General features: G+C 40.9%; 14 protein-coding genes. 2 read left to right on the forward strand and 12 right to left on the reverse strand.

Annotation, left to right across the window (positions count from 1 at the left end):
* The first annotated feature begins 30 nt into the window (after positions 1–30).
* Together PDL71_RS14750 and PDL71_RS14755 are read left to right on the forward strand one after the other, a co-directional pair.
* Positions 31–2,856: a M1 family metallopeptidase gene (locus PDL71_RS14750; RefSeq protein WP_407522410.1), complete on the forward strand. Its 2,826-nt coding sequence runs from the start codon at positions 31–33 to the stop codon at positions 2,854–2,856.
* Entirely contained in the window at positions 2,856–3,770 is a 915-nt protein-coding gene (locus tag PDL71_RS14755) for a GNAT family N-acetyltransferase (RefSeq protein ID WP_407522412.1), read from the forward strand. The genes PDL71_RS14750 and PDL71_RS14755 overlap by 1 nt, the downstream gene beginning before the upstream one ends.
* Positions 3,771–3,773: 3 nt before the next feature.
* Here the strand turns inward: PDL71_RS14755 and PDL71_RS14760 are convergent, their stop codons facing one another.
* The 12 genes from PDL71_RS14760 to PDL71_RS14815 all read right to left on the reverse strand — a co-directional run bounded on the left by PDL71_RS14760 (position 3,774) and on the right by PDL71_RS14815 (position 20,287).
* Entirely contained in the window at positions 3,774–4,439 is a 666-nt protein-coding gene (locus PDL71_RS14760) for a 2-C-methyl-D-erythritol 4-phosphate cytidylyltransferase (protein ID WP_407522414.1), read from the reverse strand.
* A gap of 25 nt (positions 4,440–4,464) precedes the next feature.
* Positions 4,465–5,397 (reverse strand): isoaspartyl peptidase/L-asparaginase family protein, encoded by a 933-nt coding sequence (locus PDL71_RS14765; RefSeq protein WP_407522416.1) that lies wholly within the window; start codon positions 5,395–5,397, stop codon positions 4,465–4,467.
* Positions 5,398–5,461: 64 nt separating this feature from the next.
* Positions 5,462–6,448, reverse strand: a complete 987-nt coding sequence (locus PDL71_RS14770; RefSeq protein WP_407522418.1) for a bifunctional heptose 7-phosphate kinase/heptose 1-phosphate adenyltransferase — start codon at positions 6,446–6,448, stop codon at positions 5,462–5,464.
* A gap of 10 nt (positions 6,449–6,458) precedes the next feature.
* Positions 6,459–7,925, reverse strand: a complete 1,467-nt coding sequence (locus PDL71_RS14775; RefSeq protein WP_407522420.1) for an APC family permease — start codon at positions 7,923–7,925, stop codon at positions 6,459–6,461.
* Positions 7,926–8,006: 81 nt separating this feature from the next.
* Entirely contained in the window at positions 8,007–8,621 is a 615-nt protein-coding gene (locus tag PDL71_RS14780) for an OmpH family outer membrane protein (protein ID WP_407522422.1), read from the reverse strand.
* A gap of 139 nt (positions 8,622–8,760) precedes the next feature.
* Positions 8,761–13,044 (reverse strand): DNA-directed RNA polymerase subunit beta', encoded by a 4,284-nt coding sequence (rpoC, locus tag PDL71_RS14785; protein ID WP_407522424.1) that lies wholly within the window; start codon positions 13,042–13,044, stop codon positions 8,761–8,763.
* Between the two features lie 122 nt (positions 13,045–13,166).
* Positions 13,167–16,979 carry a DNA-directed RNA polymerase subunit beta gene (gene rpoB / locus PDL71_RS14790; RefSeq protein WP_407522426.1) on the reverse strand — a complete coding sequence of 1,271 codons (3,813 nt, stop codon included), beginning with the start codon at positions 16,977–16,979 and terminating at the stop codon, positions 13,167–13,169.
* 254 nt (positions 16,980–17,233) lie between these two features.
* Complete coding sequence (rplL, locus tag PDL71_RS14795) at positions 17,234–17,608, reverse strand: 50S ribosomal protein L7/L12 (RefSeq protein ID WP_407522428.1); 375 nt, start codon at positions 17,606–17,608, stop codon at positions 17,234–17,236.
* 179 nt (positions 17,609–17,787) lie between these two features.
* Positions 17,788–18,303 (reverse strand): 50S ribosomal protein L10, encoded by a 516-nt coding sequence (gene rplJ / locus PDL71_RS14800; protein ID WP_407522430.1) that lies wholly within the window; start codon positions 18,301–18,303, stop codon positions 17,788–17,790.
* Positions 18,304–18,331: 28 nt separating this feature from the next.
* Positions 18,332–19,018 (reverse strand): 50S ribosomal protein L1, encoded by a 687-nt coding sequence (gene rplA / locus PDL71_RS14805; protein ID WP_407528425.1) that lies wholly within the window; start codon positions 19,016–19,018, stop codon positions 18,332–18,334.
* A gap of 33 nt (positions 19,019–19,051) precedes the next feature.
* A complete protein-coding gene (gene rplK / locus PDL71_RS14810) occupies positions 19,052–19,495 on the reverse strand; it encodes a 50S ribosomal protein L11 (RefSeq protein WP_407522432.1) in 444 nt (147 codons plus the stop codon).
* 306 nt (positions 19,496–19,801) lie between these two features.
* Positions 19,802–20,287 carry a GNAT family N-acetyltransferase gene (locus PDL71_RS14815; protein ID WP_407522434.1) on the reverse strand — a complete coding sequence of 162 codons (486 nt, stop codon included), beginning with the start codon at positions 20,285–20,287 and terminating at the stop codon, positions 19,802–19,804.
* Positions 20,288–20,339: the final 52 nt, after the last annotated feature.

The raw sequence follows: 20,339 nt of genomic DNA on the forward strand, positions 1-20,339 counted from the left end.
CACAACGCTTTACATTTTAATATCCATTAAGTGAGATACATAACCCTGCTGCTTACGTTTTTTATTTCAACTTATGCTTTTGCCCAGTCATCCTACTGGCAACAGCAGGTAAATTTTAAAATAGATGTAGCGCTCAATGATGCAGAACATACACTGGATGGCTTTGCAAAAATTGAATACATCAACAGCTCCCCGGATACACTCCGGTTTATATGGTTTCACCTTTGGCCTAATGCTTACCGTACCGACCGTACTGCTTTCAGTGATCAGTTATTAAAAAACGGTCGTACGGATTTTTATTTTTCTAACAAAGAAGAAAGAGGGTATATCAACCGTCTTGATTTCAGGGTAAACGAAGCAAGGGTAAATACAGAAGATCACCCGCAGCATATAGACATAATAAAAGTTGTATTGAATGAACCATTGGCTCCTGGCGCATCTGTTTTAATTACCACACCCTTTCATGTTCAACTGCCGAAGAATTTTTCAAGAGGTGGTCATGTTGATCAATCTTATCAAATAACACAATGGTACCCTAAACCGGCTGTGTATGATAAGAATGGCTGGCATGAAATGCCTTACTTAGACCAGGGAGAATTTTATAACAACTTTGGTAACTATGAAGTGAAAATTACCATTCCTAAAAATTATGTAGTGCTCAGCAGTGGTGAATTGCAGAATGCAGAGGAAAAACAATGGCTCATCAGCAGAAAGAATTTTACAGTACCGGTGGTGAAAGCTGCAGCACCTAAGCCCGGCACCATCCCTTCAAAAACAAAACCCAATCCAGTTCCATCTGCTAAAGAATTAAAAACACTTGTTTTCAAACAAAACAATATTTCAGACTTTGCATGGTTTGCTGATAAAAAATGGAGAGTATTACATGATACAATTCAAAGCAGTAACGGTAAAACAATTGATGTATTCACAGCCTTTGACCCCTCATCGCAAAAAATCTGGGCGCAAAGTACAGCCATGGCAAAAGATGCTATTCGTTTCCGCAGCAATCTCATTGGTGCATATCCTTACACATCCGTTGCAGTGGCAGAAGCTAAAATGGGATTTGAAGGGGGAATGGAATATCCCTGCATCACCAGTATATCTCCAACTAACAGCGAAGAAGCATTAGAAAGTGTAATTGAACATGAAGTAGGACATAACTGGTTCCAGGCAATGATAGGCAGTAATGAACGGAGATTTGCGTGGATGGATGAAGGCATCAATTCCTACTACGATAAACGCTTTGACAAGGAAGTGAGCCGCTTTAAAGAATATTGGCTGCACGAAGAAAAAGATATTGCCGGTGAAAAAACATTCCTCAGCAGTTTGTATCAATGGAAAAAAGATCAACCTTTAAATACAAACAGTGACAGTTTAACGGAACTGAACTATGGCTTAATTGCTTATACAAAAGGTGCAGCGTTTATGCAACTGCTGGAGCATAAGCTTGGCAAAGCTGCATTGGACAAAGCTATGCAATTGTATTTTGAACAATGGAAGTTCAAACACCCCTCCCCTGCTGATCTGAAACAAACACTGGAACAATCCAGCGGTATGACTCTGGACTATGAATTCAGCCTGCTGAACAAAACAGGTCCGTTAGTGCAACCCTCGAAGTTAAAAATACAGTTCAAGCCTTTGATTGGTTTTGGTAACGATAGTACAAGAATTGTTTCTATCAGTCCTTTTCCTGCTTTTAACATGTATGACGGTTTCATGCTGGGCGCAGCAGTTACAAACTACACATTACCTTCCTCCCGTTTCCAGTTTCTGCTGGCACCGGCCTACGGTTTCAAAAGCAAAGAGTTGAATGGTTTAGGAAGAATAGCTTATACATTTCACCCCCACAAAACATTTGACCGCATAACGATTGCCCTCAGTGCAATGAAATTCAATGCAGACAATTTTACGGATACCGCTAACAATATTTATAATCTCGCCTTCAGGAAAATAGCTCCCTCCATAAAAATTATTTTCAAAGAAAATGACCCTCTAAGCACAAGAGAACGATTTATTCAATGGAAAACTTTTTTCTTTAATGAAGATGGTCTTCGTTTTGGCAGAGACACATTACCGAATGGCGATCGCATTACCAGGATTTCTGAAGAAAGAAGCAGTCGTTATCTCAATCAACTTCGTTTCGTAATAAGAGAGAGCAGAGCACTTTATCCGTACAGTGCTGAGTTGCTGGCAGAACAAGCCAAAAATTTTGTTCGGCTTGCTTTTACAGGTAATTATCATTTTAACTACAATGATAAACATGGAGTTGATGTACGTTTCTTTGCAGGCAAATTCTTTTATACCGGCAATATCACAAGTACAGAACGTTTTCTAACAGATCCGTTTCATTTGAACCTTACGGGTGCCAATGGTTATGAAGATTATACGTACAATAACTATTTTGTTGGGAGAAATGAATTTGAAGGATTTACCAGTCAGCAAATTATGCAGCGGGATGGTTTCTTTAAAGTGCGCACAGATTTACTGGCTTCTAAAATCGGTAAAACAGATGACTGGTTAACAGCCATCAACTTTACATCAGATATACCGGACCAGATAAATATACTCAATGTATTACCGGTAAAAATTCCTTTAAAAGTATTTGTTGATGTGGGCACCTATGCAGAAGCGTGGAAACGGAATGCAGAAACCAGCCGGATTGTATATGATGCAGGCTTTCAACTGTCCCTGTTTAAAAAAGTGTTGAACATTTATGTGCCTGTTTTGTACAGCCGTGTGTTCAGAGATTATTTTCAGTCATACATTCCAGAGAAGCGTTTTACCAGGAATATCAGTTTCAGTATCAATATTCAGAACATCAGTTTAAAAAGTTTTGACAGACGTTTGCCCTTCTGATGGCTGCCATTCAATACATACCAAACCAGTCAATCAATAAAGAAAAATGGGATCACTGTATTACACAATCTTCCAATGGATTGATTTATGCTTACAGTTGGTACCTTGACACGATGAGTAAAAACTGGGATGCACTGGTATTAAATGATTATGAAGCTGTACTGCCATTAACATGGAATAAGAAATATGGCATTTACTATTTGTACCAGCCTTGGTTTTGTGCTTCATTGGGGATTTTTTCAGGCAGAACAATAACTGAAGAACAGTTGCATGAATTCTTAAAAGCAATACCGGAAAAATTCAGGTACATTGATATTTACCTGAACCGTAAAAATATGTTTAGTATCGAAGGCATTCCCATGACGGTTCGAAGTAATTATATTCTTGATCTGCACCAAACTTATGAACAAATTACCGGTAAGTACAGAACCAACCTGAAACGGAATATTAAGAAAGCAGCAACTTCAGCATTGGAAATTCGTAATGATGTTCCGGTAAAAGAGGTACTGGTTTTAGCAAAGCAAACCCTGCAACGGATTTCACCTATCCGTGACGAAGAAGTTGAACTGTTTGAACAATTGTACCAGAAAGTACAGCAACATCAAAAAACTGAAAGCATCGGGATTTACCTGAAAGACGAGTTACTGGCTTCTGCCATTTTTTTCTTTTCACACAATCGCTGGTACTATATTCTTGCCGGTAATCATCCCAATGGAAAAACGATCGGAGCCTCCCATTATTTGATTGATCGTTTTATACATAAACATGCAGGCGAAAATTGCTTATTGGATTTTGAAGGAAGTGATGTAAGGAACCTCGCCTATTTTTACAGCAGTTATGGGGCGATAGAAGAAACCTATCCCGCTTTAAGAATGAATCGCCTGCCTAAATTACTGAGATGGATGAAAGAATAGTGATCAATTTTCAAGGATACTTTCAGCAATAACCAAATCAACAGGATTCGTAATCTTAATATTGGTTTCCTCACCAGGCACCAGTGTTACTTTCAAACCAAAGGCTTCCACTACATTGGCTTCATCAGTAAACCGTTCTTTATAATCAATTTCAAAAGCAGGCAGGAGAATTTTGCTGTGAAATGTTTGTGGCGTTTGTACCAGTTTTAATTTACTGCGGTCAATGGCTTCATTACCGGCTTCAGAAACCTGCCGGACACTATCCTTACAATCCGTTACAGGTATGGCACTTCCTGTTTCCATAGCTGTTTCAAAGCAACGTTGGATCAACTGTGTACTTAACAGGCAGCGAACACCATCATGCACAAATATTATACTTTCTTCTTCAATAAGTTTTAACCCGTTTTGTACTGAATGAAATCTTGTTTCACCACCTCTTGTAATTAAGATACCGGAGGCATCAAAATAACCATCTACAATTTCTTTTCCTAATTCCAGATGTTCTTCGGGTAAAACAAGAATAATCCTGATATCATTGAATGCTTTCTGAAATGCATGGATGGTATAATACAATACCGGTTTGCCCTTCAACAATAAAAACTGTTTGGGAATTTCAGTACCCATTCTTTTCCCGGAACCTCCGGCAACAATTACGGCGTATTTCTGCATATGTCAAAGATAAGACAGAGATGTATTATTGATAGATAGCCGTTACTTTTTCTCCGTTACTCTTCTGCCATCCACGATACATTCCTTCGCTGTTAAAAACCAAAGCCACATTCCCGTTTGCATCTGTACCAATCATTCCTCCTTCTCCGTTTATCTTTACCAGTTTATCCAGCGTAACGGTTTCCATTGCCTGCTGCAAAGTATATCCTTCATACTCCATCAAACAACTTACATCATAAGCAGCTACTGCTTTTATAAAAAGCTCTCCATGCCCGGTACAGGAAATAGCACAGGTTCGGTTATTAGCATAAGTACCGGCTCCTATGATGGGTGTATCGCCAATACGATTGTAGTTTTTATTGGTCATACCACCTGTACTGGTAGCGGCTGCAATATTCCCCTTTGCATCACAAGCCACAGCGCCAACTGTTCCAAACTTTTTTTCTGTTTTAATATTATGATCCAACGCTATTGTTTGTTCATCTTTTACTAACTGCCATTGTTCATAACGGAATTGCGAAAAGAAATAAGTTTCTTCTTCCAGTTTCAGTTGCTGCTCTTTAGCAAACTGAAGAGCTCCTTCGCCGCTCAACATTACATGCTCACTCTTTTCCATAACCGCCCTTGCCAACAAAACAGGATTCTTCACCTGCTTTACACAGGTAATTGCACCCGCCTGTAAGAAAGCTCCATCCATAATGGATGCATCCATTTCATGTGTTCCTGTTTTCGTAAACACAGCACCACGGCCGGCATTAAAAAGAATACAATCTTCCAATGATACTACTGCTGCGGCTACTGCATCCATAGCAGAAGCTCCTTTTTCGAGTAAAGAATACCCTGCTGCCAACGCTTCACTAAGAGCAAGATGATAAGCCGCTTCCTGTTCAGGTGAAAGATCATTTTTTGAAATGGTACCTGCACCACCATGAATGGCTATAGAGAATGGTTGACTCATGCTAATAATCAGAAAGAATTAAATAAATATAATGGCTTGCAAACAACTACTACTGCATGCAGCATTAATTAAGTAAATGTTTACACTCCTGTAACAAACGGTCTTTGTTGATGGCTGCCGTACCTACTTCTTCGCATACAAGACCACCGGCTATATTGGAAATTTCAGCCATCAGTTCTGTATTTCCGGTAGCAGCAAATACCAATGCCGCTGTGGCAATCACTGTATCACCTGCTCCACTCACATCAGCAATATTGCGGAGATGTGAAGGGATGATTTTGCTTTCTTTGGAATCTCTGTAGAAAACGCCTTTTTCTGAAAGCGTAATAAACGAAATCTGATGCTTCAGCTGTTGATGTAATTGCTCATGAATACTCTGAAGCGATTCTATATCAGCTTTTGCTGAAAGTATGTTCAGTGCTTCTCTTACTTCTTTTAAATTCGGTTTGAAAATATCTACACCTGTGTAGGTAAAAAAGTTTTTCCGCTTCGGATCAACCGCCGTGATAATGCGATGATGCTTACACAAATCAATAACTTTACGGATCACTGTTTCTGTTAATACTCCCTTGTTATAATCTTCAAGAACAATCACATCCGGTTTTTCCTGGGCAATAAAATGTTGTACAGCCAGTATCAACCTGTTTTCATCTTCATAACCAAGATCAGCAGTAATTTCATTATCCACCCGCATCATCTGTTGATTACGGCTGATGATACGTGTTTTATTAGTGGTTATACGTTTGCTGCTTTCCAATAAAAAATCAGTCTTGATTTTTTGATCTTCCAATAATCCTTTCAACTGACGGCCATCTTCATCTGACCCCATCACACTCAGCATACTTACCTGTGCTCCGAGTGAAGCAAGATTCAATGCTACGTTTCCGGCACCGCCAATACGGGCTTCTTTTTTCTCCAGTGTAATAACCGGCACGGGAGCTTCCGGTGAAATACGTTCTACCTTCCCCCATAAATAGGAATCAAGCATTACATCACCTATTACTCCGGCTTTAATAGATTGAAATTGCTGAAATAATTGTTCAAAATTCACACGCATTGTTTTATTTCTTTTGCGAAGCTACAGCAATATAATACAACGGTATTCCAATCAATGTAATTCCAAGTCCAATTAATGCAAACTTCGGCTTCATTAAGATCAAGAATACACAAAAAGTTACTGCCAGTAATATATAAAAGGCAGGGAGAATGGGATAACCAAAAGCCTTATAAGGTCTATCTATTTGTGGTTTGGTTTTTCGTAATCTAAAAATTCCAAATATTGTAAGTGCATAAAATAATACCACAACAAATGATACCATATCCAAAAGGTCACCATATCTACCACTTAAGCACAATAAACATGCGACAATACATTGTGCCCACATTGCCCATTCGGGAACTGCATTCTTGTTTAATTCACCTGTTTTTTTAAAGAACAAACCGTCTTTAGCCATAGTATAATAAACTCTGGCACCAGCAAGTATTAATCCATTATTACAACCAAAAGTTGAGATCATGATCATAACAGCAATAATAATAGAGCCAGCTGTTCCAAATATTGAATTTGAAGCTGCAACAGCAACACGCTCACCTTCCGGAAAAGCAATACTATTTGTACCTGTTAATGGAAGAACATAGAGGTACATTAAATTAGCGGTAATATAGATAATAGTAACTACTGATGTTCCCAAAAAAAGACTTAAGCCGATATTACGTTTTGGATTTTTAATTTCTCCTGCTATAAATGTTACATTATTCCAAGCATCACTGCTAAATATTGAACCCGTCATAGCAGCAGCAATCGCCCCAATTAAAGCAGTTCCTGATATTGGTAACCAATTGCCATTTTGTAAGAAATTCCCATCAGCTCCCTTTTCCAACTGAGCAGATTGTAATCCTGTTTCCCAATTTTGTGCCCAAAAATTTTCTTTAGCGAGTAAAAAGCCTAAAATAATTAACCCAAAAAGGGAAAGAAGCTTTGCCGAAGTAAATGTTGTTTGAATTATTTTACCGCCTTGAATACCCTTAGTATTTGTATAAGTTAATATTATAATCAACAGTATTGCCAATAATTGTGCGGCACTTATTGAGAAAGAATATTGCATTACACCTGCTTCATTCAAACCATTTTCAATACCCCATAGAATATTTTTTTCACCAACCGCAGGAATTAGAAATGCGGTGAATCGGCTAAATGCTACACCAACTGCTGCAATTGTAGCGGTTTGTATCACTGCAAAGAAACTCCATCCGTATAAAAAGCCTGCCAAGGGATTAAATGCTTCCTTTAAATAAACATACTGCCCACCAGCTTTTGGATACATACCACTTAGTTCACCATAGCTAACGGCAGCTATTATAGTCATTAAGCCGGTGATCAGCCATACAGCAATCAGCCATCCGGCACTGCCTACATTTCGGGCAATATCTGCACTAACAATAAAAATACCGGAACCGATCATACTGCCCGCTACAATCATGGTAGCATCCAGCAATCCCAAAGTGGGTTTAAATTCAGTTTGTGACATGGGGTTGGTTTTCGTTTCAGAATTGAAACGGAAGATAAGCATTAACCGTAAAAAAGGAAGCTGATTTTAAAACCGGTACCCTTACTGTTTCTTGGTCTTTTTATATTCTTCATTGAGGCCTTTAATCACGTCAGCAGTAATATTAAAGGCACTGTCCTTATAATACAAAGTAGGATTTCCTTCCTGGGTGGAGAAAATAAAATCGTAACGCTTTGATTGATTATAACCCTGCAGAAACAGGTTGATTCTTTTTTGAATATCATCAATGGCTTTTGCCTGGCGGTCTAAATGTTGATTCTGGAGTGTTTGCTGACGTTGACCTATTTGCTGATATCTTGACTGGTACTCCTGCTGAAATGCTTCTGCTTCCTGCTGGGTGATGGATTGACCACGTTTTAAGAAAGCAACCCGGTCATTTTCCAGCTTGGAAAGATCACTCTGAATCTGGTTATCGATACGCTGTTTATCAGATTCAATTTCGTTATTCTTCAGTTTGAAAAATTCATAGTACTTCTGTATGGTATCCAGATCAATATAAGCAACCTTGATATGACGTGCTGAATCATTAGGGTCCTTTGCTTCTTTTTTATCAGATGCCGGAGATGATGATTTTTTACCGGCAGTAAAATGCAATACAAATAAAACCGCAACTGCAGCCGTTACCACATACAATAATATACTCTGAAATCCTTTCATAGCGGGCAAAGTAACACATTCAACGCCTTTCAAAAAAATTGAAATGAATTTTAAGAATGCATTAACAGATGCGCCATTCTTACAATGAAAAACGCCTCAACAAATGAATGTTGAGGCGTTGAAAATATTCGACTAATGGTTATTCTTCGTCGTCAAAACTCATCGCTTCCTTGGTGGTTAACAGCAATTCATATTCTTCCTTGCTGCCCACGATCATGTTTTCAAACTCACGCAAGCCTGTACCTGCAGGGATTGCGTGACCGGTGATTACATTCTCTTTCAATCCAAGTAAGTAATCCGTTTTACCTTCTATGGCTGCAGTGCTCAACACCTTTGTTGTTTCCTGGAAGGATGCTGCAGAAATCCAGCTTTGTACACCCAATGAAGCTTTGGTAATACCCAGCAATACCGGTTGTGCAGTAGCAGGATGTGCATCACGTACTTCAATCAACTTCTTATCAGCACGGCGCAGCACACTGTTTTCTTCACGCAGTTCACGGAGGGTGATGATTTGACCGGGACGGAACTTACTGTCGCCGGGCTCTGTTACCACCTTCTTATCAAAGATGCGGTCGTTCTCATCAATGAATTCGAAACGATCCACTAAATCTTCTTCTAAGAACTTGGTATCACCCGCATCAATGATTTCTACTTTCTTCATCATCTGGCGAACGATCACCTCAATATGTTTATCATTGATTTTTACACCCTGTAAACGATATACTTCCTGAATTTCATTTACCACGTATTCCTGTACTGCAAAAGGACCTTTGATGGTAAGGATATCACCGGGAGCAATTTGTCCATCGCTCAAGGCGCTGCCTGCTTTAACAAAGTCGCCTTCCTGTGCCAGGATCTGGCGTGTAAGAGGCACTAAGTATTTCTTGGTTACTTCATCCTTACTGGTTACAATGATCTCCCTGTTACCACGCTTAATGGCACCAAATGCTACCACACCATCAATTTCAGAAACAATAGCAGGGTTACCTGGGTTACGGGCTTCAAACAACTCCATAACACGTGGAAGACCACCCGTGATATCTTTCAATTTACCAAGTACACGTGGAATTTTCACTAACACCTGTCCGGCTACTACTTCATCACCTTCTTCCATTACGATGTGTGAACCTACAGGAAGGTTATAAGATTTTACATCTTTGCTTCCTTCTACAATCAACGCAGGAATCTTGGTCTTATCTTTTGTTTCAATTACCACTTTCTCTCTGTGACCGGTTTGCTCATCTGCTTCTTCACGGAACGTAATACCATCAATGATGTTTTCAAACTTGATCTTACCTGCAATTTCAGCAACTACTACGTTGTTGAACGGATCCCAGGTACATAACACATCACCTTTCTTAATCTGCTGACCTTCTTTCACTGTTAAGGTTGCACCATAAGGAATGTTGTTGGTGATGAGGATACGATCATTTTTCAGATCCATGATCCTTGCTTCACCGGTACGACCGATTACGATCTGTACTTTATCGCCTTCGTTATTCGTTGTAGTTACAGTACGTAAACCATCAAACTGAACAGTACCATCAAACTTAGCAGGCAATGCACTTTCTACTGATGCAGAACCCGCAACACCACCCACGTGGAAGGTACGGAGTGTTAACTGTGTACCAGGCTCACCAATGGATTGTGCCGCAATGATACCTACTGCATCACCTTTTTGTGCAATGGCACCTGTGGCCAGGTTTTTACCATAACACTTCACACACACACCACGCTTGCTTTCGCAAGTCAATACAGAACGGATCTCAACTGTTTCAATACCTGCGTCTTCAATTTTGCGTGCAACAGCAGGGGTAATTTCTTCACCTGCCCCTACAATCAAAACATCGGTTTGAGGATCATAAACATCATGTAATGAAGTACGTCCTTCAATACGATCGCTCAATGGTTCAATAATATCTTCGTTATCTTTCAGTGCACTGGTAGCAATACCACGCAGTGTACCACAATCTTCATCATTAATCACCACATCTTGTGCAACGTCAACGAGACGACGGGTTAAGTAACCCGCATCCGCAGTTTTTAACGCAGTATCCGCAAGACCTTTACGGGCACCGTGTGTAGAAATGAAGTAATCCAATACGCTCAATCCATCTTTAAAGTTGGAAAGAACCGGGTTTTCAATGATCTCACTTCCGGTAGAACCACTCTTACGTGGCTTCGCCATCAATCCACGAATACCGGCCAGCTGTTTTACCTGCTGCTTACTACCACGGGCACCACTATCCAGCATCATAAACACGGAGTTGAATCCTTGTTTATCTGTTGCCATTTCACGGATCAATGTTTCTGTTACACGTGTATCCACACGGCTCCAGATATCAATGATCTGGTTATAGCGTTCGTTGTTGGTGATAAGACCCATGTTATAGTTATCCCATACTTCACTTACTTCACCTTGTGCATTATCAACCAACTCGGCTTTGATTTCAGGAATGATCAGGTCATTAATGTTGAACGACAATCCACCCTGGTAAGCCATACGGAAACCAAGCTGTTTGATGTCATCCAAAAACTTAGCAGTCTTTGGTACGTTCGTAATTTCAATAATATCACCAATGATTTCACGAAGGTTCTTTTTCGTCAATACCGCATTTACAAAACCTACTTCTTTTGGTACATGCTGGTTAAAGATCACACGACCTACTGTTGTTTCAATCAACTTGTTTACCAGTGTTTCGTTTTCACGAACATTGGCTTTTACTTTGATTGGCGCATGCAGATCTACACGACCTTCATTGTAGGCAATAATCACTTCTTCAGGAGAGTAAAATGCTTTGCCTTCACCCTTCACTGTTTCAGTAGCAGTAGATTTCTTTGCTTTTGAAATGTAGTACAGACCCAACACCATGTCCTGTGAAGGAAGGGTGATTGGTGTACCGTTTTGCGGGTTAAGAATGTTATGACTCGCCAACATCAGCAATTGTGCTTCTAATACAGCAGCATTGCTTAACGGTACGTGTACCGCCATCTGGTCACCGTCAAAGTCGGCGTTGAAGGCACTCGTTACCAGCGGGTGTAATTGAATGGCTTTACCTTCAATCAACTTCGGCTGAAAGGCCTGGATAGACAAACGGTGCAGCGTTGGGGCACGGTTGAGCATCACAGGATGACCTTTCAAAATATTTTCAAGGATATCCCAAACAACAGCTTCTTTCTTATCAACCAATTTCCTTGCGCTCTTCACTGTTTTTACAATACCTCTTTCAATCAACTTACGGATGATGAATGGCTTAAACAATTCAGCAGCCATATCTTTTGGTAAACCGCACTCATGCAATTTCAATTCAGGGCCTACTACAATTACAGAACGACCAGAGTAGTCAACACGCTTACCGAGTAAGTTTTGACGGAAACGACCTTGTTTACCTTTCAACACATCACTCAATGATTTCAATGCACGACCGCCTTCAGCTTTTACGGCGTTTGATTTTCTTGAGTTATCAAACAAGCTGTCAATCGCTTCCTGCAACATACGCTTCTCGTTACGAAGGATTACTTCAGGAGCTTTAATCTCCAACAAACGCTTCAAACGATTATTACGGATGATTACACGACGATACAAATCATTCAAATCACTTGATGCAAAACGACCGCCATCCAAAGGCACTAACGGACGCAGTTCCGGAGGAATAACAGGAATGTATTGCATTACCATCCACTCAGGGCGGTTGGTAATATTCAAATTCGCTTCACGGAAAGCTTCTACCACACTCAAACGCTTTAAGGCATCCGCCTTACGTTGCTGAGAAGTTTCATTAGCTGCAGCGTTACGCAACGTGTAGCTCAAATCATCAAGATCAATACGTGCCAATAAATCATGCACAGCTTCAGCACCCATTTTCGCAATAAACTTATTGGGGTCTTCGTCAGGCAGGTATTGATTATCCTTAGGAAGTGTATCCAGCAAATCCAGGTACTCTTCTTCGGTTAACAAATCACCTTTATTGAGGTTTTCTTTTACACCGCCCTGTATTACCACGTAACGCTCGTAATAAACAATCGTCTCTAATTTCTTAGAGCTCATACCCAGTAAATAACCAATCTTGTTGGGCAATGATTTAAAATACCAGATATGCACTACAGGCACCACAAGTTTAATGTGACCCATGCGCTCACGACGTACTTTCTTTTCTGTTACTTCCACACCGCAGCGGTCGCACACGATGCCTTTATAACGAATACGCTTGTACTTACCGCAGGCACACTCATAATCTTTTACAGGACCAAAAATGCGCTCGCAAAACAAACCATCACGTTCAGGTTTGTAAGTACGGTAGTTAATTGTTTCGGGCTTCAACACTTCACCAAAACTGCGTTCCAGAATGGTATCGGGAGACGCAAGACCAATGGTAATTTTTGAGAAAACTGGTCTTTGACGATTGTCTTTTTTGAATGCCATATGTTTTGAGCTTTTAGCTTCAAGCAACCAGCTATGAGCTTGTTACTTTTTATTTACTGTTACTAATTGTGTTATAATTACAGCTCGCAGCTCATGGCTGCAAGCTCATGGCTCTGCCTTTTTTATTCTTCAAACTTCAGATCCAGTCCCAATCCTCTTAATTCATGCACCAATACGTTGAAGGATTCAGGAACACCCGGTCTTGGAATGTTGTCACCCTTAACGATGGCTTCATAAGTCTTGGCACGACCGATGATGTCATCAGATTTAATAGTGAGTAACTCCTGCAGGATGTTGGATGCACCGTACGCTTCCAATGCCCATACCTCCATCTCACCAAAACGCTGACCACCAAACTGAGCTTTACCACCCAGCGGCTGTTGTGTAATGAGTGAGTAGGGTCCGATAGAACGGGCGTGCATCTTATCATCCACCATGTGATGCAGTTTAATCATATAAATGATACCCACTGTAGCTTTCTGGTGGAAACGCTCACCTGTTTCTCCATCATACAGGAATGTATGACCGAAGCTTGGCAATCCTGCTTTTTCAATATTGCCTGCAATTTCTTCAACAGTAGCACCATCAAAGATGGGAGTTGCAAAACGTACATTAAGTTTTTCACCTGCCCAGCCAAGCACCGTTTCATAAATCTGGCCAAGGTTCATACGGCTTGGTACACCCAATGGATTCAGTACAATATCAACAGGAGTTCCATCTTCAAGGAACGGCATATCTTCTGCACGTACAATCTTAGCCACAATACCTTTGTTACCGTGACGACCCGCCATCTTATCTCCCACTTTCAGTTTACGCTTCACAGCCAGGTAAACTTTCGCAAGCTTCAATACACCTGCAGGTAATTCATCACCAATGCTGATGTTGAATTTCTCACGCTTGTAACGGCCGAGTTCTTCGTTGTACTTGATGTTATAGTTGTGGAGCAACTGGTTGATGAGCTCATCTACATGTGCATCACCTGTCCATCCAAGAGGATTTACGTTTTGGTAATCAATACCTGCAAGGTTCTTCGGATTGAACTTCGCACCTTTACCAATCAACACTTCACCAAAGTTGTTACTTACACCGGCACTTGCTTTATCTTTCAACAGACCTGTAAGTTTGCCAAGCAGCAACTCCATCAGGTCGTTGATATTCTTCTCATGAATCTTCTCTACTTTCTCCAACAATGCCTTTTCACGGATCTTACTATTCTTATCTTTCTTCGCACGCTGGAAGAGTTTCTTATCAATCACCACACCTTCTGTTCCGCTTGGTGCTTTTAATGAAGCATCTTTTGCATCACCGGCTTTATCACCAAAGATGGCACGCAATAACTTCTCTTCAGGAGTTGGATCGCTTTCACCTTTAGGAGTGATTTTACCAATGAGGATATCACCTTCTTTAATGGCAGCACCAATGCGGATGATACCGTTTTGGTCGAGGTCTTTGGTAGCCTCTTCACTTACATTAGGAATATCAGGAGTTAATTCTTCTTCACCCAACTTTGTATCACGCACTTCCAGTTCATATTCTTCTACGTGTACAGAAGTAAACAAGTCTTCACGTACAATCTTTTCATTAATTACGATGGCATCTTCAAAGTTGTAACCTTTCCATGGCATGAACGCCACTTTCAGGTTACGGCCCAATGCCAGCTCTCCATCTTTTGTAGCATAACCTTCTGTAAGGAAGTCACCTTCTTTTACAGCCTGTCCTTTTGCAACACATGGTTTTAAGTTGATACAAGTGCTCTGGTTGGTTTTGATGAACTTGGTGAGTTTGTACACTTTCAGGTCCTCTTCAAAACTTACCATCTTCTGCTCATCATTACGGTTATAGCGCACATGAATTTCATTGGCATCTACATACTCAACCACACCGTTACCTTCTGATGTTAATTGAATACGGCTGTCACGTGCGGCCATGGCTTCCAATCCTGTACCTACAATAGGTACCTGTGGACGTACTAACGGTACCGCCTGGCGTTGCATGTTTGATCCCATCAGGGCACGGTTGGCATCATCATGCTCCAGGAACGGAATCAACGAAGCACTCAAACCTACAATCTGGTTGGGCGCAACATCCATATATTCTACTTCTGCTTTATCCAGGATCGGGAAGTCACCACTTTCACGTGAACGGACTTTCTCTTCTGATAAATGTCCTTTCTCATCCACTTCCACATTCACCTGTGCAATCTTCGCTGTATCTTCTTCTTCTGCACTTAAGTACGTGAGTTTCTTGAAATCAACTTTACCATCATCTACTTTACGGTAAGGTGTTTCAATAAAGCCCATATCATTTACTTTGGCATGTACGCACAAAGTAGAGATCAAACCAATGTTCGGACCTTCAGGAGTTTCAATCGTACAAAGACGACCATAGTGACTGTAGTGTACGTCACGCACCTCAAAGCCGGCACGCTCACGACTCAAACCACCGGGACCTAAAGCTGAGATACGACGCTTGTGCGTGATTTCAGAAAGCGGGTTGGTTTGATCTAAGAACTGTGATAACTGTGATGTACCAAAGAAAGAGTTGATCACTGAAGAAAGTGTTCTTGCATTAATCAAATCCACCGGAGTAAACACCTCGTTGTCACGTACGTTCATACGCTCACGAATGGTACGTGCCATACGTGCCAGACCCACACCAAACTGAGCATACAACTGCTCGCCCACTGTACGTACACGACGGTTGCTCAGGTGGTCAATATCATCAATCTCCGCTTTGGCATTCGTAAGTTTTACTAAGTACTTAATGATAGAGATGATATCATCCTTCGTTAATACTTTCTTCTCTTTAGGGAAGTTTAAGTTGAGCTTGCGGTTGATTTTATAACGACCTACTTCGCCCAAATCATAACGCTTATCACTAAAGAATAATTTATCAATAATACCACGGGCTGTTTCATTATCAGGAGCATCAGCACCACGCAACTGGCGATAGATGTGCTGTACCGCTTCTAACTCACTGTTTGAAGTATCTTTATTTAATGTATTGTAGATAATGGCAAAATCACCACTCACTTCTTCTTTCTGAATGAACACACTCTTCACTTCCATTTCGCTGATCATTTCAATGGCTTCAGCATCCAGGATGGAATCTCGCTCCAATACCACTTCATTACGCTCAATGCTCACTACCTCACCGGTATCTTCATCCACAAAATCTTCTACCCAGCTGCGGAGTACACGGGCCGCCAAACGCTTGCCTTCGTGTTTTGCCAGGGCTTTTTTATCAGCAGGCACTTCATCAGCCATACCAAACAGTTCCAGAATATCTTTATCTGTTTCAAAGCCGATAGAACGCAACAGAGTTGTTACAGGGAATTTTTTCTTACGGTCGATGTAAGCATACATCACATTGTTGATGTCTGTAGCAAATTCCATCCAAGCACCTTTGAAAGGAATTACCCTTGCAGAGTAAATCTTGGTTCCATTCGGGTGAATGCTCTGACCGAAGAATACACCGGGTGAACGGTGAAGCTGAGAAACTACTACACGCTCAGCACCGTTAATAACGAATGTACCACGGGGCGTCATGTAAGGAATGTTTCCGAGGAACACATCCTGTACAATGGTTTGGAAATCTACATGCTCCTCATCATTACAGCTCAAACGGAGTTTGGCTTTGAGGGGAACAGCGTAGGTTAAACCACGCTCCATACATTCGTCGATGGTGTAACGGGGCGGGTCAATAAAATAATCAAGGAACTCCAGAACGAAGATGTTACGGGTATCAGTGATCGGGAAGTTTTCCTTGAACACTTTAAAGAGACCCTCATTGTTACGCTTGTCTGGTGTAGTTTCTAACTGGAAAAAGTCTTTGAAGGATTGAATCTGGATTCCCAGGAGGTCAGGAATTTCTGCCAGATTCTTCACTTTTCCGAAATTGATTCTTTTGTTTGCTGCAACTCTTGATGAAGACATACGTTTCTAACCGGTTTTTATGTTTGTGCACACGAATAGCTCCTGTCTTTTTGCAAAGACGAGATAAATTGATTTTCAGTTATTTATGACTGTAAATGGGCGCCAACTTGCTATTCAGCCTTAATTAAGGGAGGCAAAGTTAGGGAGATTGTGGTTTGGAACAAAATTTGCGAGGCGGGTTTTTTGAACACTAAGCGTCATAAAAACAAATCCCGCCGTTTGGCGGGATTGTTCTACTTCTATGCAAAGTTCAATTAAGCGATTTCTACATCTGCACCTGCTTCTTTCAGCTTAGCTGCAATTTCATCAGCTTCTGCTTTAGAAACACCTTCTTTAATTGGCTTAGGTGCTCCGTCTACTAAGTCTTTCGCTTCTTTCAATCCAAGACCGGTTAAGTCTTTAACGATCTTAACTACGTTGAGCTTAGAAGCACCACCGCTCTTCAAGATTACATTGAAAGCAGTTTTTTCTTCAGCAGCAGCAGCACCACCACCGTCACCTGCAGCTACAACTACTGCAGCAGCAGCAGGTTCAATACCGTACTCTGATTTTAATACTTCAGCTAATTCCTGAACTTCTTTTACTGTTAAGCCTACTAATGATTCGGCTAATGCTTTTACGTCTGCCATTGTTTTACTTTTTAACCGCCTTCATTCTCTTCAGGAGTCCGGCGGATGGTTATTTAATTGTGCCGCATTTGAACCTCATCGGCATTGGTTGTGCCCCCATCCCCTGAAGGGGAGTAAGAGCTATTAATTTTAAGAACTTGATTTGTATTCCTTGTCCCCCTTTAGGGGATAGGGGCTACTTACTCTGCCACAGCAGCTTCACCTTTCTTCTCTGCATTGTGTAACAAAGCAGAAAGTACACGCTTAGCAGGAGATTGCAACAATCCGATAACTTCTCCGATGAGTTCGTTCTTTGTTTTGATCTGTGTGAGCGCCTTCAACTGGTTGTCGCCGCTGTACACATCACCGTTAATGAAAGCTGCTTTGAGTACAGGCTTATCACCATTGCTTTCTTTACGGAACGTAGAAAGAATCATTGCCGGTTCTTTCGGATTTTCAGAGAACATCAATGCGGTTACGTTATTGAGTGCTTCGTAAACACCGGTGTAACGCTCTGCATCAATTTGTTCCAATGCTTTTTTGATAAGGGTGTTCTTAGCCACTTTCATTTCAACATTCTTGTTGAAACAGGCACGGCGCAGTTTACCCACTTGTTCTACTGTTAAAGATTCAGTATCTGTAATGTAGAAATTATTGTATTGACTGAATTTGCCTTTCAGCAGTTCAATCACTTCGTTCTTTTGATCTTTTGTCATGACTTTGTGTTTTTAAACCCTGAAAGGATTAGTTCATGAATGATTTTGTGTCAATGGAAATACCGGGGCTCATGGTGCTGGCCATGTAAATGCTCTTCAGGTATGTTCCCTTTGCAGTAGAAGGCTTCGCTTTTACTATTGCATTGAGGAACTCCTGTACGTTGGCAGCAATTTTCTCAGGAGAGAAACTTACACGGCCTACAGAAGCATGTACAATACCTGCTTTATCAACCTTGAAGGCAATTTTACCGCCCTTCACTTCATTTACAGCAGCAGCAACATCATTGGTTACTGTACCTGTTTTAGGATTGGGCATCAGGTTACGGGGACCGAGTACTTTACCCAGTTTACCAATCTTAGGCATTACAGCAGGAGTTGCAACGATTACATCTACATCAACCCAGCCGCCTTCAATTTTAGTAATGAATTCATCCAAACCTACATGATCAGCGCCGGCAGCTTTTGCTTCGGCTTCTTTATCAGGAGTACAGAGAACCAATACTCTTTTTGTTTTACCGGTACCATGCGGTAAGGTTACAGTACCACGGATAGCCTGATCAGCTTTCTTAGGATCTACACCTAAACGAACGTGTACATCCACAGAGCTGTCAAACTTAGTGCAGTTAATTTCTTTTACGAGTGCAGAAGCATCTTTAAGGGAATAAGCTTTGTTATTATCCACCTTAGCTTGAGCCACTTTTCTTTTTTTAGTCAGAGACATGTTTCAATTTTTTAAAGGTGAATAATATTAATTTTCCCAGGGGGCTTTTCCGTCAACCGTTAAGCCCATGCTGCGTGCAGTACCTGCCACCATACTCATAGCACTGTGCAGTGTAAAGCAGTTAAGGTCAGGCATTTTGTCCTGAGCAATGGCCTCAATCTGAGCCCATGTTACTTTACCCACTTTTTGACGGTTTGATTCTTTAGAACCTTTCTGAATTTTTGCAGCTTCCATTAACTGAACTGCTGCAGGAGGAGTTTTAATGATAAAGTCGAACGACTTATCAGTATAAACGGTGATAAGAACCGGTAATACTTTACCCATCTTATCCTGAGTTCTTGCATTGAACTGCTTGCAGAACTCCATGATGTTCACACCCTTTGAACCGAGTGCGGGACCTACGGGAGGTGCAGGATTGGCTTGACCGCCTTTTACCTGCAGCTTCACAAATCCTGAGATTTCTTTAGCCATTGTAAAATGTTTTTTGGTGATAACGTACCGCCTTCGGCGATACTCCCAAGCAATAAATTCAAATCCATCTTCGCCAAGGCTATGACGGACAACAAAGAACTTTTTGGGACGGCAAAGGTAAGGGGCAAACGCTTACCGGCAAAGGGTTTGAGCAAGTATTTTTAGCCTTTTTCAGCTAAAACAATGGGCAATTCAGGGTTGTGAATAAGTTGATGTTCAGATGAAGGCTTGTATTTTCCAATATTTATCCCCCTTTACTTTGAGGAATTCGTTTCAAAGTCCCACATTCTTAGTGTCTTTCTTTGTTTATTGGTTTACGGCATAGCCAAGCTTTTTCCAAAAAATCACTTTGTCTTCCCCGTCATTCCAAAAATCTTTGATTACTGCTTCCTGTCTGTACCCAAGCTTGTTATAAAATTTTCGGGTCAGGGAATAATGGTCAGTACTTGACGTCTCTACAATTAAAACCCTTTTCCCATTTTCAGCCAGTAATTTTTCAATGTAGTCCATCATTTTCTGTCCAATACCTTGCCCCTGTAATTCTTTTCGCACTGCGATTGCATAGAGGTTATATGTTCCGTTGGTTAGTTTTTCCGGTGCACAATAACCAAGTGCAACAGGTCGGTTGTTGTGAATATAGGTAAACCAAATATCTGTTGTTTCTTGATTTGTAAAGTAGTCAGAAATCATATCTTCCAGATATTCCGACGGAAACAGCTCACTTGAGTCTAATACTTCTTTCAATCCGGGGATGTCTTCATTTTGAACTTTTCTTATTTTGTAACCAGTCATTGTTTTGATTTTTTTAGTTTATCTACACCCTATTCTTTTGAATGAATAATAT

This window comes from Lacibacter sp. MH-610, from assembly GCF_045780045.1.
GTDB lineage: Bacteria > Bacteroidota > Bacteroidia > Chitinophagales > Chitinophagaceae > Lacibacter.

Bases quoted from the DNA above. Each gene is read 5' to 3' on its own strand.
- rplJ (WP_407522430.1), bottom strand. From the start codon at position 18,303: ATGACAAAAGATCAAAAGAACGAAGTGATTGAACTGCTGAAAGGCAAA.
- rpoC (WP_407522424.1), bottom strand. From the start codon at position 13,044: ATGGCATTCAAAAAAGACAATCGTCAAAGACCAGTTTTCTCAAAAATT.
- PDL71_RS14760 (WP_407522414.1), bottom strand. From the start codon at position 4,439: ATGCAGAAATACGCCGTAATTGTTGCCGGAGGTTCCGGGAAAAGAATG.
- PDL71_RS14765 (WP_407522416.1), bottom strand. From the start codon at position 5,397: ATGAGTCAACCATTCTCTATAGCCATTCATGGTGGTGCAGGTACCATT.
- PDL71_RS14780 (WP_407522422.1), bottom strand. From the start codon at position 8,621: ATGAAAGGATTTCAGAGTATATTATTGTATGTGGTAACGGCTGCAGTT.
- rplL (WP_407522428.1), bottom strand. From the start codon at position 17,608: ATGGCAGACGTAAAAGCATTAGCCGAATCATTAGTAGGCTTAACAGTA.
- PDL71_RS14755 (WP_407522412.1), top strand. From the start codon at position 2,856: ATGGCTGCCATTCAATACATACCAAACCAGTCAATCAATAAAGAAAAA.
- PDL71_RS14775 (WP_407522420.1), bottom strand. From the start codon at position 7,925: ATGTCACAAACTGAATTTAAACCCACTTTGGGATTGCTGGATGCTACC.
- rpoB (WP_407522426.1), bottom strand. From the start codon at position 16,979: ATGTCTTCATCAAGAGTTGCAGCAAACAAAAGAATCAATTTCGGAAAA.
- rplK (WP_407522432.1), bottom strand. From the start codon at position 19,495: ATGGCTAAAGAAATCTCAGGATTTGTGAAGCTGCAGGTAAAAGGCGGT.
- PDL71_RS14815 (WP_407522434.1), bottom strand. From the start codon at position 20,287: ATGACTGGTTACAAAATAAGAAAAGTTCAAAATGAAGACATCCCCGGA.